This is a genomic window from Streptomyces sp. T39 (genome assembly GCF_008042045.1).
In the GTDB taxonomy this organism is placed as follows: Bacteria; Actinomycetota; Actinomycetes; order Streptomycetales; family Streptomycetaceae; genus Streptomyces.
The window spans coordinates 1938472-1953037 of record NZ_RDBP01000012.1; the positions used below are offsets into that span (position 1 = coordinate 1938472).

Genomic DNA, 14566 nt, shown 5'->3' on the forward strand with positions numbered 1-14566 from the left:
CAGGGATCATGGGGGGCGGGGAGCGGGGGCAAATGCCCTGTACCAGGGGATTGCCGCCGATCACGAACATACCGGGGGTGGCGGGAAGGCGCTCATGGTGATCGAAACGCGACCGGATACGCTGACTTGAGTGCATCCAGCGACAGATCGACAATCCGTGTGATCGTCAGCAGACAGGAGATCCCCTCGTGACCGTCGTCGGGCCGTTCGGGCTGAGCGTGCGGGACCAGGCTCTCGAGGCCGATGTCCAGACCGGGCTGTCGGCTGTCGAGGCGGGCCTGCTCGATGCCACCAAGAGCGAGGTCCCGTTCATCACGGAGGCCGCGCAGCACCTCGTCCACGCGGGGGGCAAGCGTTTCCGGCCGCTGCTGGTGATGCTCGCCGCCCAGTTCGGCGACCCCCACGCGCCGGGTGTCGTGCCCTCGGCGGTGGTCGTCGAGCTCACCCACCTCGCGACGCTCTACCACGACGACGTGATGGACGAGGCGGACGTCCGCCGCGGGGTCGCCAGCGCCAACAGCCGCTGGGGCAACTCGGTGGCCGTGCTCACCGGCGACTTCCTCTTCGCCCGCGCCTCGCACATCCTGGCCGACCTCGGGCCGGAGGCCGTGCGCATCCAGGCGGAGGCGTTCGAGCGTCTCGTCACCGGTCAGATCCTGGAGACCGCGGGCCCGCGCGACGGCCGCGACCCGGTCGACCACTACCTCGACGTCCTCGCCGGCAAGACCGGATCGCTCGTCGCCGTGTCCTGCCGGTTCGGCGCGATGATGGCGGGCGCCGACGAGCGCGTCGTGGACGTCCTCACCCAGTACGGGGAGCGCCTCGGCGTCGCCTTCCAGCTCGCCGACGACGTCCTCGACATCGCCTCCGACTCCCACGAGTCCGGCAAGACCCCCGGCACCGACCTGCGCGAGGGCATCGCCACGCTGCCCGTCCTGCTGCTGCGTGCCGCCGCCGAGGCGCACGGCCGTCCGGAGGACCTGGAGCTCGCGGCCCTGCTCGACGGCGACCTGACCGACGACGCCCGCCACGCCGAGGCGCTGCGCCTGCTGCGCGCCCACCCGGCGCTGGAGCAGGCCCGCCGGGACACCGTGCGGTACGCGGAGGAGGCCCGGGCGCTGCTCGCGCCGCTCCCCGACGGCTACGCGAAGGCGGCCCTGCAGGAGCTGTGCGACGCGGTCGTCCACCGCGCCGGCTGACCTTCCGCCGTCCGACCGGCGTGCCCGTGCCCCCTACGGGTCGGGGGAGTTGGGGCGGTTCGGTGTCATCCCAGAGGGGTACACGGGTTTGCGCCCGAGGGCTGACGCCCCGGGGCGGGCGTTTTGGTCATATGGATGGAGAGCACCACCCCTGACCAACCACGGAGGTAGGGCACACCATGGCACCGAACGACAGCGCACACTCCACCGACGAGGCCGGGGACCTCGCAGGCGGACGCCGCAAGGCCGTCCGCTACCTGGTCCCGCTGGCGGTCGCCGGTGTCGCGGCGGGGACCATCGGGCTGGTCCCGGCGCTCGCCAGCTCCGGTGACCCGGATCTGCCGAAGATCACCGCCCGGGAGCTCATCGAGAAGATCGCCGCGTCCGACACCCAGCAGCTGTCCGGCACGGTGCGGATCACCACCGACCTCGGACTGCCGTCGTTCGACGGGCTGGCCGGCTCCCTGACCGGCGCGGGCGGCGACGGCGAGGGCTCCTCCGCCGACCCGGCGTCCAAGCTCACCGAACTGGCCTCCGGCACCCACACCGTGCGGGTCGCCGCCGACGGCCCGGACCGCCAGAAGGTCTCCGTGCTGGAGGACTCGTCCGAGTACAGCCTCATCCGCAACGGCGACGAGGTGTGGGCCTACGACAGCGCCTCGAACGAGGTCTTCCACAGCAAGGAGGCCGGCGCCCACCAGGACGCCCCCCGCGAGAAGGACGCCCTGCCCCCGGAACTGCCCACCACGCCGAAGGAGTTCGCCGACGAGGTGCTGAAGGCGTCCGGCGACACCACGTCCTTCCGCGTCGGCGGCACGGCGCAGGTCGCCGGCCGGGACGCGTACCGGCTCGTCGTCGAGCCCGAGCAGAAGGGCTCGACGGTCAAGGCCGTCACCATCGCGGTCGACGCCGAGACCGGTACCCCGCTGAAGTTCACGCTCACCCCCCGCAGCGGGGGCAAGGCCGTGGTCGACGCGGGCTTCACCACGGTCGACTTCGCCCGCCCCGCCGCGTCCACCTTCGACTTCACCCCGCCCAAGGGTGCGAAGGTGACCGAGGGCGACGAGGTGGAGAAGGAGGCCCACCGGGAGTTCGAGGGCGGGCCGCAGGACTTCGGCGGCTTCGACGTCATCGGCGAGGGCTGGACCTCGATCGCCACCGTCGAGGGGGCCGGCGGCCCGGATGCCGCGGCGCCGGAGTCGGGCGATCTGCCGCCGGAGGCCGGCCGGTTCCTGGACGCGCTCGGTGACAAGGTCACCGGCAAGTTCGGCAAGGGCACCGTCTTCACGACCCGTCTGGTGAACGCGCTGATGACCGAGGACGGGACCGTCTACGTGGGTGCGGTCACCAAGGACGCCCTGGTCGAGGCGGCGAACGAGGCGAAGTAGGACACGCCGCACGGACTTCGCGCCCCGCCGTACCCCGCGTACGGCGGGGCGCTCCGCACGACGCCCGGCCGCCACGGGACGGGCCATCGAGTGAACGGGGCAGGGACATGACGGCCGTCATCGCCACGCGCGGGCTCACCAAGCGCTACCGGGGCGGCCGGCTCGCCGTCGACCGGCTCGACCTGAGCGTGCCGGCGGGCAGCGTCTTCGGCTTCCTCGGCCCGAACGGCTCGGGCAAGACCACCACCATCAGGATGCTCCTCGGCCTCATCGAGCCCACGGCGGGCAGCGCCACCCTCCTCGGCGGCCCGGTGCCGCGCGCCCTGCACACGGTCCTGCCGCGGGTCGGCGCGCTGATCGAGGGCCCCGCCCTCTACGGCTTCCTCAGCGGCCGGGACAACCTGCTGCGCTACGACGCGGCCGACCCCCTCGCCGACCCTCGGACCCGCCGGGCACGGGTCTCGGCGGCGCTGGACCGGGTGGGCCTCGCGGCCGCGGCGGGACGCAGGGCCTCGGCGTACTCGCTGGGCATGAAGCAGCGGCTCGGCCTGGCGTCGGCGCTGCTGCGGCCGCGGGACCTGCTGGTGCTCGACGAGCCGACGAACGGACTCGACCCGCAGGGCATGCGCGAGATCCGGACCCTGGTGCGCGAGCTGGCCGCGGAGGGCACCACCGTCTTCCTCTCCTCGCATCTGCTCGACGAGATCGAACAGGTCTGCACCCACGCGGCGGTGATGGCGCAGGGACGGCTGGTCGCCCAGGGATCCGTCGCCGAGCTGGCGGCCGGCGCCCGGGGACGGCTCGCGGTGCTCACCCCCGACCCGGCGGACGCGGCGCGGCTGCTGGCGGAGCACGGGGTGGAGGGGGTGACCGTGGACGGGGACCGGGTGACGGGCGAGCCGCCGGGGCCCGGCACGGAACTGGCGGATCTCAGCGCCGTTCTCGTGCACGCCGGTGTCCGGGTCCGCGGCTTCGGGACGGAACGGGCCTCGCTGGAGGACGCGTTCGTGGCGCTGACGGGGGAGGGCTTCGATGTCGCGGGCTGAGACGGACGCCCGGACGGGCGCGGAGTCCGCCCCGGCCGGGGGCACGGGAGCGGGCGCGGCCGGCCGGGCCGGGCGGCTGCGGCGGTCGCTGGGGCTCTTCCGCTCGGAACTCGGCCTCACCTTCCGGCGCCGGCGGACGTCCGCGCTGCTGGGCGTGCTGGCGGCGGTCCCCGTGCTGATCGGCGTCGCCGTGTGGATCGAGACCGGCGACGGCGGTGGTGCCGGCGGCCCCGGGAGAGGCGGCGGGCCCGCGTTCTTCGCGCAGATCACCAACAACGGCCTGTTCCTGGTCTTCGCCGCGCTCGCGGCGACACTGCCGGTCTTCCTGCCCATGGCCGTCGCCGTGGTGGCCGGCGACAGCGTCGCCGGCGAGGCGGCGTCGGGGACCCTGCGCTATCTGCTGGTCGCCCCGGCCGGCCGCACCCGGCTGCTGCTCGCCAAGTTCACCGCCGTCTGCGCGTTCTGCCTGGCGGCGACGCTCGTGGTGGCGGTCTCGGCCCTCGCCGTGGGGGCGTTGTTCTTCCCGCTGGGGGACGTCACCACCATCTCCGGCACCACGGTGTCCTTCGCCGAGGGCCTGTGGCGGGCGGTGCTCATCGCGCCGGTGGTCGCCGCGTCGCTGACCGGCCTGGCCGCGATCGGCCTGTTCGTCTCGACGCTCACCGGGAGCGGGATCGCGGCCATGGCGACCACGGTGGGACTGCTGATCACCGTCCAGATCCTCGGCACCGTCCCGCAGCTGTCGGCGGTGCACCCGTACCTCTTCCCGCACCGGTGGATGTCGTTCTCCGACCTGATGCGGGAGCCGTTCCTCTGGGACGGGATCGTCCGCAACCTCGGGCTCCAGGGCCTGTACGTCGCGGTCTTCGGATCGGCGGCGTGGGCGCGCTTCACGACGAAGGACATCACCGCCTGAGCCGAGCGCCGGGCCGGGGCGAGCCGGGCCGAGCGGGGCCGGAGCCCCGCCCCGCGACGGCGGGGCGGGGCTCCGGCGGCCTCGGTGCGGTCCGCCCCTAGAAGGTGAGCCGCCAGCTGTCGATGTAGCCCGTGTCGTACCGGGCCACGTCCTGGACGCGCAGCTTCCAGTCGCCGTTCGCCGCCTCGGCCGAGGCGTTGACGGTGTACGTGGTGATCACGTTGTCGGCGGAGTCGCTGCTGCTGGAGTTCTTGAGCCGGTACGCGGTGCCGTCCGGCGCCACCAGGTCGATCACCAGGTCACCCCGGTAGGTGTGCTTGACGTCGACGCCCGCCTTCAGCGTCGCCGGTGCGCTGCCCGTGCGGCCGGAGACGGTCACGGTCGAGGTGACGGCCGCTCCGGCGTCCGGGACCGCCACGTCGGCCGCGTTCTCGTACACGTCGCCCGGCGGGACGGTGCTGCCGGCCGACAGCGTCCAGATCGCGTGGGCGACGGCGTCGCTGTTGCGGTCCAGCGCGGTGTCGCTGATGTTCGACGTCGTGTCGCAGGACGAGTGGTAGCAGCGGTCGAACGCCTGCCCGGAGGTGCCGCCCCACTTCTGTGCCTGGGCCGCGGTCTTGGTCCTGCTCGCCCCGGTGAACAGCCCGCCCACCGGTATGCCGACGTTCTTGAACGACGCGTGGTCGGAGCGGCCGTCGCCCTCCGTCTCGATCTCCGTGGGGACGCCGATCCCCGCGAAGTAGTCCTTGAAGGTCTGCTCGATCACCGGGTCGTCGTCGTAGACGAAGTACCCCGGGTTCGGCGAGCCGATCATGTCGAAGTTGAGATAGCCGGCGACCTTCGCCCGCTCGGCGGACGGCAGGTTGTTGACGTAGTACTTGGAGCCGACCAGGCCCAGTTCCTCCGCTCCCCACCAGGCGAAGCGCAGATGCTTCGCCGGCTGGAACTGCGCGCGGGAGACGGCGAGCGCGGTCTCCAGCACGGCGGCGGAACCGGAGCCGTTGTCGTTGATGCCGGCCCCCGAGCTCACGGAGTCGAGGTGCGCGCCGGCCATCAGCGTCTGCCCGGTGTCGCCGCCGGGCCAGTCGGCTATCAGGTTGTAGCCCGTGGCGCCGCTCGACGTGAACTGCTGGACGGTGGTGATGAATCCGGCCGCGTCGAGCTTGGCCTTCACATGGTCGATCGACGCCTTGTAGCCGGGTCTGCCGTGCGCCCGGTTGCCGCCGTTGGCGGTGGCGATGGACTGGAACTGGGTGAGGTGTGCCTTGACGTTCGCCAGCGGTATGTCGGGCGCGGCGAGTGCCGCGGCCGGCGCGCCCGGTGCCGCGGTCGCCGCCGGCGCGCCGGCGGCGAGCAGTCCGGCGAGGGCGAACACGGCGGCGCTGAGCGTGCGTCCTGGAACGGAGAGGTTCATGTGGGGGCTCCGGATTCCGTGTGGGTGAGGACGGAACGTGCGTGACGACGCCCCGGGCCGACGGTGGCACGGGGCGCTGGAGCATGAACGAGGACGTGCGGGAGTGCGGTGTGACGTGCGGGACCACGGCGCGCGGAGTGCTCCGGCCGTGGTGCGTCCCGCGGTGGTGCGTCGTGCGTGCTGAATGGTCGGCCCGCCCCCGACGCACCGTCAAGGGCGGAAATCGGTCACCCGTGTTCGTATTGCGGACACTCCGGGCCGCTCACTGGACGCAGAACTCGTTGCCCTCCGGGTCCGTCATCACCGTCCACTCGCCGCCCTGTTCGCGCACCTGCCGCACCGCGGTCGCCCCCAGGCCGAGGAGCCGTTCCGTCTCGGCGTCGCGCTCACCGGGTGCGGCGTGCACGTCGACGTGGAGCCGGTTCTTCCCGGTCTTCTTCTCCGGCACGCGCTGGAAGAGGATCCGGCGGCCGAGACCGGCGCCGCTCACCTCGTCGAAGGGGTCGTCCGGATGCCGGACGCCGATCAGATCGCGCCAGGCGCGCCGGCCGTGCGAGGCGATCGTCAGCTCCTCGGGCACGGCGCCCCCGCCGAGCAGCCGGTCGATCAGGGGGCTGTTGTCCTCCACCAGGTAGCCGAGGGCGGCCGCCCAGAAGTCCGCCTGGGCGTGGGGGTCTTCGGCGTCGATCACGAGTTTCCAGTGCAGCGTCATGTAACCACTTATACTGGTTACATGACGACGAGGGCAACGGAAACGCCGGGACTGCTGCTGCGTCACCCGGACGGGCAGACGTTCCGCTTCGACCCGGGCGCGCTCTGTCTGGAGCTGCTGGCCACCGGAGGCCCGGGCGACCACGCCCGGTTCGAGGTGCTGACCGGGCCGCAGGCGCTGGCCGCCTGGGTGGCCGAGAGCCGGCTGCCCCCGGGGCTGCGGCTGGCGGCGGACGACACCGGCGCCGCGGCGGCGCGCGCCCTGCGCGACGCCCTGTGGGGCGTGGTCGCGGCCCGGGCGCACGGCCGCCCGGCCGATCCCGCCGGCCTCGCCGCGGTGAACGCGGCGGCCGCCGAGCCTCCGCTCGTCCCGCTGATCGCCGCCGACGGCACCCACGGCTGGGCGCCCGGCGAGGCTCCGGTCGCCGCCCTGCTGTCGACCGTGGCGCGCGACGCGGTGGACCTCCTCACCGGGCCGTCCGCACACCGCGTCCGGGAGTGCGCCACCCACAACTGCGCCCTGCTCTTCGTCGACACCTCCCGCCCCGGCCGCCGCCGCTGGTGCTCGATGGAACGCTGCGGCAACCGCCACAAGGTCCGCACCCACCGTGCCCGCGCCTCGGACGGGACCGCCTCCTGACGGCCCAGATCCCCGCGGCGCCCGCCGGGCCACGAGCGCGCCGTTCTCCGGCCGCCCGGCCGGACGACGGCGGGACGCTCGGCCCCGCCGCCGGCCGCTCGGCGCCCGTGCGGGGCCTCTCGGCGGCCTCCGGTCGCCCGGAGCCGTGGAGCCTGCGGGGTGTCGGATGCTCCCGGTTGCTCGGCCCCGCCGCCGGCCGCTCGGCGCCCCTCGGCGGCCGCCGGTCGCCCGGAGCCGTGGAGCTTGCTGGGTGTCGGACGCCCCCGGTTGCTCGGCGCCCGATGCCGGGAGCCTGCGGGGTGCCGGACGCCCCCGGTTGCTCGGCGCCCGATGCGGGGAGCCTGCGGGGTGCCGGACGCCCCCGGTCGCTCGGCGCCCGATGTCCCGCAACCCGCTCGGCGGCCTCCGGCTGCCCGGAACCGGTACGGGCCGCCGCTCCGGTCACGGGGCGCCCCGATGCTCCGGGACCCCACCCGGCCCCTCGGCGGCCTCCGGCCGCCCGTCCGCCGGAACCGGTACGGCCCCGCCCCCGGGTCTTCGGGGGCGGGGCCGTACGGGGCGCGTCGGGCTCAGGCCGTCGGTTCGGGTTCGCGGCCCGCGCGGGCGGATTCCCCCGCGGGCGACGGCGCGGCGGCCGCGGCCGTTCCGGGGCGGCCGCCCGCGACGACGCCGGGCGGCGGGGAGGACGGCAGCGGGGCGGCGCCGGAGGCCGCGGCCTCGACCGCGAGGCGCAGGGCCTCGTCCCTGTTGCGCCGGGCGTTGCGCAGCGCGTCCCAGGTGAGGCACGACAGCGCCAGCCACACCAGCGCGAATCCGGCCCACCGCTCCGCCGGCATCGCCTCGTGGAAGTAGAGGATGCCCAGCAGGAACTGGAACACCGGTGCCAGGTACTGGAGCAGCCCCAGGGTGGACAGCGGGACCCGGATCGCCGCCGCTCCGAAGCAGATGAGGGGCACCGCCGTCACGATGCCCGTCGCGGCGAGCAGCGCGGCGTGGCCGGTGCCGTGGGCGCCGAAGCTCGCCGAGCCGTCCGCGCCGAGCCACAGCAGGAAGCCGAGTGCGGGCAGGAACTGGATGGCCGTCTCGGCCGCCAGTGATTCCAGTCCGCCGAGGTTCACCTTCTTCTTGACCAGGCCGTAGGTCGCGAAGGAGAAGGCCAGGGTGAGCGAGATCCACGGCGGCTGCCCGTAGCCGATGGCGAGGACGAGCACCGCGGCGAAGCCGGTGCCGACCGCCGCCCACTGCGCCGGGCGCAGCCGTTCGCCCAGCAGCAGCACACCCATCGCGATCGTGACCAGGGGGTTGATGAAGTAGCCGAGCGAGGCCTCGACGACCCGGCCGGTGTTGACGGCCCAGATGTAGACGCCCCAGTTGACCGTGATGACGGCCGCGGCCACGGTGACGAGCGCCAGTTTGCCGGGGCTGCGCACCAGGTCGCGGATCCAGCCCCACTGCTTCAGGGCCAGCAGCGCGACGGCGACGACGGCCAGCGACCACACCATCCGGTGGGCGAGGATCTCGCCGGCCCCGGACGGCTTGAGCAGCGGCCAGAAGAGAGGGACCAGCCCCCACATCCCGTAGGCACCGATCCCGTACAGCAGTCCAGCCCGCTGTTCGTTCTGCGACTTCACCGGCCCTCCTGTCCCCGCGCGCGCGTTCCGGCCCAAGGTACGCCGCGCGGGGGCAGCGTGTCATGTCCGTATCGGCATACGGTCATGACCATCGTGGGCCGCGGGTCACCGGGTGGCCAGCGCGGCCGCGACCGAGTCGGCGAGCGGGGTGGACGGCCGGCCGGCCAGCCGCGCCAGGTCGCCGCTCGTGCCCGCGAGGCGGCCGCGCGAGATCGCGTCGTCCACGTCCACGAGGATGCGCGCGAACGGCTCCGGGAGGCCCGCGCCCACCAGGACGGAGAGGTGCGCCTCGGGGGTGAGCTCGGTGTAGGTGATGGTGCGGCCCGTCTGCCGGGAGAGTTCGGCCGCGTACTCGGCGAGCGACCAGGCGGTGTCGCCGCTCAGTTCGTACGCCTTCCCCACATGCCCCTCGCCCGTCAGCACGGCTGCCGCGGCCGCGGCGTAGTCGGCGCGGGTGGCCACGGCGATCCGTCCGTCGCCCGCGCTGCCCACGACCGTGCCGTGCTCCAGGACGGGCCCGAGGTTGCCGGTGTAGTTCTCCGTGTACCAGCCGTTGCGCAGGAACGTGTGGGGCACGCCCGAGTCGAGGATCAGCCGCTCGGTGGCCCGGTGGTCGGCGGCGAGGTCGAAGTCGGCGTCGGGCCCGCCCAGGACTCCGGTGTAGGCGAGCTGGGCGACACCGGCCGCCTTCGCGGCCTCGATCACCGCGCTGTGCTGCGGAACGCGGCGGCCCACCTCGTTGCCGGAGACGAACAGCACCCGGTCCCCGGGGCGGAAGGCCCCGTCCAGGGTCTCGGGCCGGTCGTAGTCGCCGAGACGCAGTTCCACGCCCCGCTCCGCCAGGCCGGTGGCCTTCTCCTTGTCGCGGACGAGTGCCGCGACCTGGGCGGCCGGGACGGTGGCGAGCAGCTCGTCCACGACGAGGCGGCCGAGGGCTCCGGTGGCGCCGGTGACGACGATGGCCATGAGGTTCTCCGTATGGATGAGGGGTGACGCCCCCGGCTGGAGGCCCTCGACCACCCTAAGCAGGGAACTAACCTGGAGAAAGTACCCACTTTGACGTAAGGTACTGGCATGGGAGTAAGTGCGAAAGACGAGGTGCCCGCATTTCCGGACGGGATCGCCGCGGATGTGAACAGCGCGATGTGCCCGTCCCGGCTGATCCTCGAACACGTCACCAGCCGGTGGGGCGTCCTGGTGCTGGCCGCGCTGCTGGAGCGCTCGCACCGCTTCAGCGAGCTGCGCCGCAGGATCGGCGGCGTCAGCGAGAAGATGCTCGCCCAGACCCTCCAGACCCTGGAGCGCGACGGATTCGTCCACCGCGACGCCAGGCCCGTCATCCCGCCCCGGGTCGACTACACACTGACCGCCCTGGGCGCGGAGGCCGCCGAGCAGGTCTGGGGCCTCGCCCGCTGGACGGAGCGGCAGGTGCCCCGGGTCGCGGCGGCGCGGGCCGCGTACGACGACCGGAAGGCCCGCCCGGCGGCCACCGCCTGACCCGGGCGGACGCGGACAGGGGAGAAGCCGGGACCTCGCCGGTCCCGGCCTCTCCCACCTCGTGCCCTCCGGCCGCCGTCAGCCGACGACGGTCCAGGTGTCGTTCCCGGCGAGGAGGGCCGACAGGTCGCCCTTGCCGTTCTGCTCCACGGCCGCCTCCATCTGGTCGGCCATGAGGGTGTCGTACACCGGCCGCTGCACGCTGCGCAGCACGCCGATGGGCGTGTGGTGCAGGGTGTCCGGGTCGGCCAGCCGGGACAGCGCGAACGCGGTCGTCGGGCTCGGGTTGTGCGCGTCGTGGACGAGCACGTCGGCCTCGTTCTCGGCGGTGACGGTCACGACCCGCAGGTCGCCGGTGAGACGGTCGCGGACGACCCCCTTGGCGCCGTCCGCACCGAAGCGGATCGGCTGCCCGTGCTCCAGACGGATCACGGCCTCCTCGGCCTGCTGCTTGTCCTTGAGGACCTCGAAGGCGCCGTCGTTGAAGATGTTGCAGTTCTGGTAGATCTCCACCAGCGCGGTGCCCGGGTGGTCCGCCGCCTGGCGGAGCACCTGCGTGAGGTGCTTGCGGTCCGAGTCGACGGTCCGCGCCACGAACGATGCCTCGGCGCCGATGGCCAGGGACACCGGGTTGAAGGGGGAGTCCAGCGACCCCATCGGCGTCGACTTGGTGATCTTGCCGACCTCGGAGGTCGGGCTGTACTGGCCCTTGGTCAGACCGTAGATCCGGTTGTTGAAGAGCAGGATCTTGAGGTTGACGTTGCGGCGCAGGGCGTGGATGAGGTGGTTGCCGCCGATGGACAGCGCGTCGCCGTCACCGGTGACGACCCACACCGACAGATCGCGCCGGGAGGAGGCGAGACCGGTGGCGATGGCCGGGGCACGGCCGTGGATCGAGTGCATCCCGTAGGTGTTCATGTAGTACGGGAACCGGGAGGAGCAGCCGATGCCCGAGACGAAGACGATGTTCTCCTTCGCCAGACCCAGGTCGGGCATGAAGCCCTGCACGGCCGCGAGGATCGCGTAGTCCCCGCAGCCGGGGCACCAGCGCACCTCCTGGTCGGACTTGAAGTCCTTCATGGACTGCTGCGCCTCGGCCTTCGGCACCAGCGACAACAGCGTGTTCGTCTCAGACACCGCCGGCCTCCTTGAGCGCTTCTGCGAGCTGCTCCGCCTTGAACGGCATGCCGTTCACCTGGGTGTAGCTGTGCGCGTCGACCAGGTACTTCGCCCGGATCAGAGTGGCGAGCTGGCCGAGGTTCATCTCGGGGACGACCACCTTGTCGTAACGCCTCAGAGCCTCTCCGAGATTCCCCGGGAACGGGTTCAGATGGCGCAGGTGGGCCTGGGCGACGGGGTGTCCGGAGGCCCGCAGGCGGCGGACGGCCGCGGTGATCGGGCCGTACGTCGACCCCCAGCCGAGGACGAGCGTGCGCGCGCCGTCCGGGTCGTCGACCTCCAGATCGGGCACCTCGATGCCGTCGATCTTGGCCTGGCGGGTGCGGACCATGAAGTCGTGGTTGGCCGGGTCGTAGGAGATGTTGCCCGTGCCGTCCTGCTTCTCGATGCCGCCGATGCGGTGTTCCAGCCCGGGGGTGCCGGGCACCGCCCATGGACGCGCCAGGGTCCGCGGGTCGCGCTTGTAGGGCCAGAAGACCTCGGTGCCGTCGTCCAGCTCGTGGTTGGGTCCGGTGGCGAACTGCACGCGCAGGTCGGGCAGTTCGTCGACCTCCGGGATCCGCCAGGGCTCGGAGCCGTTGGCGAGGTAGCCGTCCGAGAGGAGGAAGACCGGGGTGCGGTACGTCAGCGCGATCCGGGCCGCCTCCAACGCCGCGTCGAAGCAGTCCGCAGGGGTGCGCGGGGCGACGACCGGGACCGGCGCCTCCCCGTTGCGCCCGTACATGGCCTGCAGCAGGTCGGCCTGCTCGGTCTTGGTGGGCAGGCCGGTGGAGGGGCCGCCGCGCTGGATGTCCACGATCAGCAGCGGAAGCTCCAGCGACACCGCGAGGCCGATCGTCTCCGACTTGAGCGCCACACCGGGACCGGAGGTGGTGGTCACGGCGAGCGAACCGCCGAACGCGGCGCCGAGCGCCGCCCCGATGCCGGCGATCTCGTCCTCGGCCTGGAAGGTGCGCACGCCGAAGTTCTTGTGCTTCGACAGCTCGTGCAGGATGTCCGAGGCCGGCGTGATGGGGTACGAGCCGAGGTACAGCGGCAGGTCGGCCTGGCGGGAGGCGGCGACCAGCCCGTAGGAGAGGGCGAGGTTGCCGGAGATGTTGCGGTAGGTGCCTGTGGGGAAGGCGGAGTCGGCGGGAGCCACCTCGTAGGAGACGGCGAAGTCCTCGGTCGTCTCACCGAAGTTCCAGCCCGCCCTGAAGGCCGCGATGTTCGCCTCGGCGATGGCCGGCTTCTTCGCGAACTTCTGGCGCAGGAAGCTCTCCGTGCCCTCCGTGGGCCGGTTGTACATCCAGCTCAGCAGGCCCAGCGCGAACATGTTCTTGCTGCGCTCGGCCTCCTTGCGGGACAGCCCGAAGTCCTTCAGCGCCTCGATGGTGAGGGTCGTCAGCGGCACCTGGTGGACGTGGAACGCCTCCAGCGAGCCGTCCTCCAGCGGTGACGTGGCGTAGCCGACCTTGGCCATGGCGCGCTTGGCGAACTCGTCGGTGTTGACGATGATCTCGCCCCCGCGGGGGACGTCGCCGATGTTGGCCCTGAGCGCCGCCGGGTTCATCGCCACCAGGACGTTCGGCGCGTCGCCGGGGGTGAGGATGTCGTGGTCGGCGAAGTGGAGCTGGAAGGACGAGACACCCGGGAGGGTGCCGGCGGGCGCCCGGATCTCGGCCGGGAAGTTCGGCAGCGTGGAGAGGTCGTTCCCGAAGGACGCGGTCTCCGAGGTGAACCTGTCACCCGTCAGCTGCATACCGTCGCCCGAGTCCCCCGCGAACCGGATGATCACCCGGTCCAGCCGGCGGACCTCCTTGCGGGCCGCGGGTCTGCGTTGTCCGCCGACGACGGCCTCATGGGGTTCCCGGGACTGCCCGTCCCCGTCGGCCTCGCCGGCCTGTCCGGCCGGGCTACTGACCTGGCTGGTCACTGAACTGGACCTCCCTCGTCGAGGCGGCTCACCGGGACGGCCGGCCCACCGGCCGTCCCTTGGCAACCCTACGACCGTAAGGGTGCCCTTCCCCGGACCGCTCACATCCCGGACGAACCTATGAGACGCCGTTGCGGTGCGCTTTGTCATGCGACACCCGCCCCTGAATCCTGACGGCGGACACCCCTACGCCCTCCGGGGCGGGTGCGGGGTGCCGCGGCCGGGGTCGATCGGGGTCCCCCGGGGCCCGGAGGCCGCCGGCGGCGGCCTGCGGGCCCCGGGAGCAGGTGTCCGACTTCCTGGATCCGGCGGTCAGGAGTTCAGATACGTCAGCACCGCCAGGACACGCCGGTGGTCCCCGACGCTCGGCGAGAGCCCGAGCTTGAGGAAGATGTTGCTGACGTGCTTCTCCACGGCCCCGTCGCTCACCACGAGCTGCCGGGCGATCGCGGCGTTCGTGCGGCCCTCCGCCATCAGCCCGAGCACCTCGCGCTCACGCGGTGTCAGCGCGGCCAGCACGTCCTGCTTGCGGCTGCGGCCCAGCAGCTGCGCCACCACCTCCGGGTCCAGCGCGGTGCCGCCTCGGGCCACCCGCACCACCGCGTCCACGAACTCCCGCACCTCGGCGACCCGGTCCTTCAGCAGATAGCCGACGCCGCGGCTGCTGCCCGCGAGCAGCTCGGTCGCGTACTGCTCCTCGACGTACTGGGACAGCACCAGCACGCCGACCCCCGGGTGCTCGCGGCGCAACTGCACGGCGGCCCGCACGCCTTCGTCCGTATGAGTGGGCGGCATCCGCACGTCGGCGACCACCACGTCCGGCAGCGCGTCCCGGCCGGCGAGCTCGTCGATCGTCTTGATCAGCGCCTCGGCGTCGCCGACACCCGCGACGACATCGTGTCCCCGGTCGGTCAGCAGCCGGGTCAGTCCCTCCCGGAGAAGTACCGAATCCTCGGCGATGACCACCCGCACCCTGTCCTCCACAGCCCTGTGTCCCCCTGCTCGTCCGGCATCCGGTCTGTCGCGTCCA

The 14566-nt window shown here is 72.9% G+C and carries 13 protein-coding genes; 6 read left to right on the top strand and 7 right to left on the bottom strand.

The genetic code is table 11. The features are described from left to right. Nucleotides 1-188 precede the first annotated feature (188 nt). The 4 genes from EAO77_RS09755 to EAO77_RS09770 all read left to right on the top strand — a co-directional run bounded on the left by EAO77_RS09755 (nt 189) and on the right by EAO77_RS09770 (nt 4549). Nucleotides 189-1199: a polyprenyl synthetase family protein gene (locus EAO77_RS09755; protein ID WP_147987629.1), complete on the top strand. Its 1011-nt coding sequence runs from the start codon at nt 189-191 to the stop codon at nt 1197-1199. 179 nt (nt 1200-1378) lie between these two features. Next, nucleotides 1379-2587, top strand: a complete 1209-nt coding sequence (locus tag EAO77_RS09760; RefSeq protein ID WP_147987630.1) for a LolA family protein — start codon at nt 1379-1381, stop codon at nt 2585-2587. A 107-nt stretch (nt 2588-2694) separates the two neighbouring features. Next, nucleotides 2695-3633 carry an ABC transporter ATP-binding protein gene (locus EAO77_RS09765; RefSeq protein ID WP_147987631.1) on the top strand — a complete coding sequence of 313 codons (939 nt, stop codon included), beginning with the start codon at nt 2695-2697 and terminating at the stop codon, nt 3631-3633. Further along, nucleotides 3620-4549, top strand: a complete 930-nt coding sequence (locus EAO77_RS09770) for an ABC transporter permease (protein ID WP_147987632.1) — start codon at nt 3620-3622, stop codon at nt 4547-4549. The genes EAO77_RS09765 and EAO77_RS09770 overlap by 14 nt, the downstream gene beginning before the upstream one ends. 97 nt (nt 4550-4646) lie before the next feature. Here the strand turns inward: EAO77_RS09770 and EAO77_RS09775 are convergent, their stop codons facing one another. Together EAO77_RS09775 and EAO77_RS09780 are read right to left on the bottom strand one after the other, a co-directional pair. Then, on the bottom strand, nt 4647-5963 hold the full coding sequence (locus tag EAO77_RS09775) for a M28 family metallopeptidase (RefSeq protein WP_147987633.1): 1317 nt from the start codon (nt 5961-5963) through the stop codon (nt 4647-4649). A gap of 262 nt (nt 5964-6225) precedes the next feature. After that, nucleotides 6226-6675: a VOC family protein gene (locus tag EAO77_RS09780; RefSeq protein ID WP_147987634.1), complete on the bottom strand. Its 450-nt coding sequence runs from the start codon at nt 6673-6675 to the stop codon at nt 6226-6228. Between the two features lie 21 nt (nt 6676-6696). Here EAO77_RS09780 and EAO77_RS09785 point away from each other — a divergent pair, with 21 nt between their 5' ends. Continuing rightward, nucleotides 6697-7314: a CGNR zinc finger domain-containing protein gene (locus EAO77_RS09785; protein WP_147987635.1), complete on the top strand. Its 618-nt coding sequence runs from the start codon at nt 6697-6699 to the stop codon at nt 7312-7314. A gap of 569 nt (nt 7315-7883) precedes the next feature. On the opposite strand, the gene rarD is transcribed toward EAO77_RS09785, so the two are convergent. Beyond that, on the bottom strand, nt 7884-8945 hold the full coding sequence (rarD, locus tag EAO77_RS09790; protein ID WP_147987636.1) for an EamA family transporter RarD: 1062 nt from the start codon (nt 8943-8945) through the stop codon (nt 7884-7886). 105 nt (nt 8946-9050) lie between these two features. Beyond that, on the bottom strand, nt 9051-9911 hold the full coding sequence (locus EAO77_RS09795; protein ID WP_147987637.1) for an SDR family oxidoreductase: 861 nt from the start codon (nt 9909-9911) through the stop codon (nt 9051-9053). Nucleotides 9912-10019: 108 nt separating this feature from the next. Here EAO77_RS09795 and EAO77_RS09800 point away from each other — a divergent pair, with 108 nt between their 5' ends. After that, the gene (locus EAO77_RS09800; protein WP_147987638.1) at nt 10020-10442 is read left to right on the top strand and encodes a winged helix-turn-helix transcriptional regulator; all 423 of its coding nucleotides are present in this window, start codon (nt 10020-10022) and stop codon (nt 10440-10442) included. A gap of 78 nt (nt 10443-10520) precedes the next feature. Here the strand turns inward: EAO77_RS09800 and EAO77_RS09805 are convergent, their stop codons facing one another. The 3 genes from EAO77_RS09805 to EAO77_RS09815 all read right to left on the bottom strand — a co-directional run bounded on the left by EAO77_RS09805 (nt 10521) and on the right by EAO77_RS09815 (nt 14508). Next, nucleotides 10521-11522 carry a 2-oxoacid:ferredoxin oxidoreductase subunit beta gene (locus EAO77_RS09805; protein ID WP_410088528.1) on the bottom strand — a complete coding sequence of 334 codons (1002 nt, stop codon included), beginning with the start codon at nt 11520-11522 and terminating at the stop codon, nt 10521-10523. 49 nt (nt 11523-11571) lie between these two features. After that, on the bottom strand, nt 11572-13536 hold the full coding sequence (locus EAO77_RS09810; protein WP_147987640.1) for a 2-oxoacid:acceptor oxidoreductase subunit alpha: 1965 nt from the start codon (nt 13534-13536) through the stop codon (nt 11572-11574). A gap of 312 nt (nt 13537-13848) precedes the next feature. Continuing rightward, entirely contained in the window at nt 13849-14508 is a 660-nt protein-coding gene (locus EAO77_RS09815) for a response regulator transcription factor (protein ID WP_315986097.1), read from the bottom strand. Nucleotides 14509-14566 lie beyond the last annotated feature (58 nt).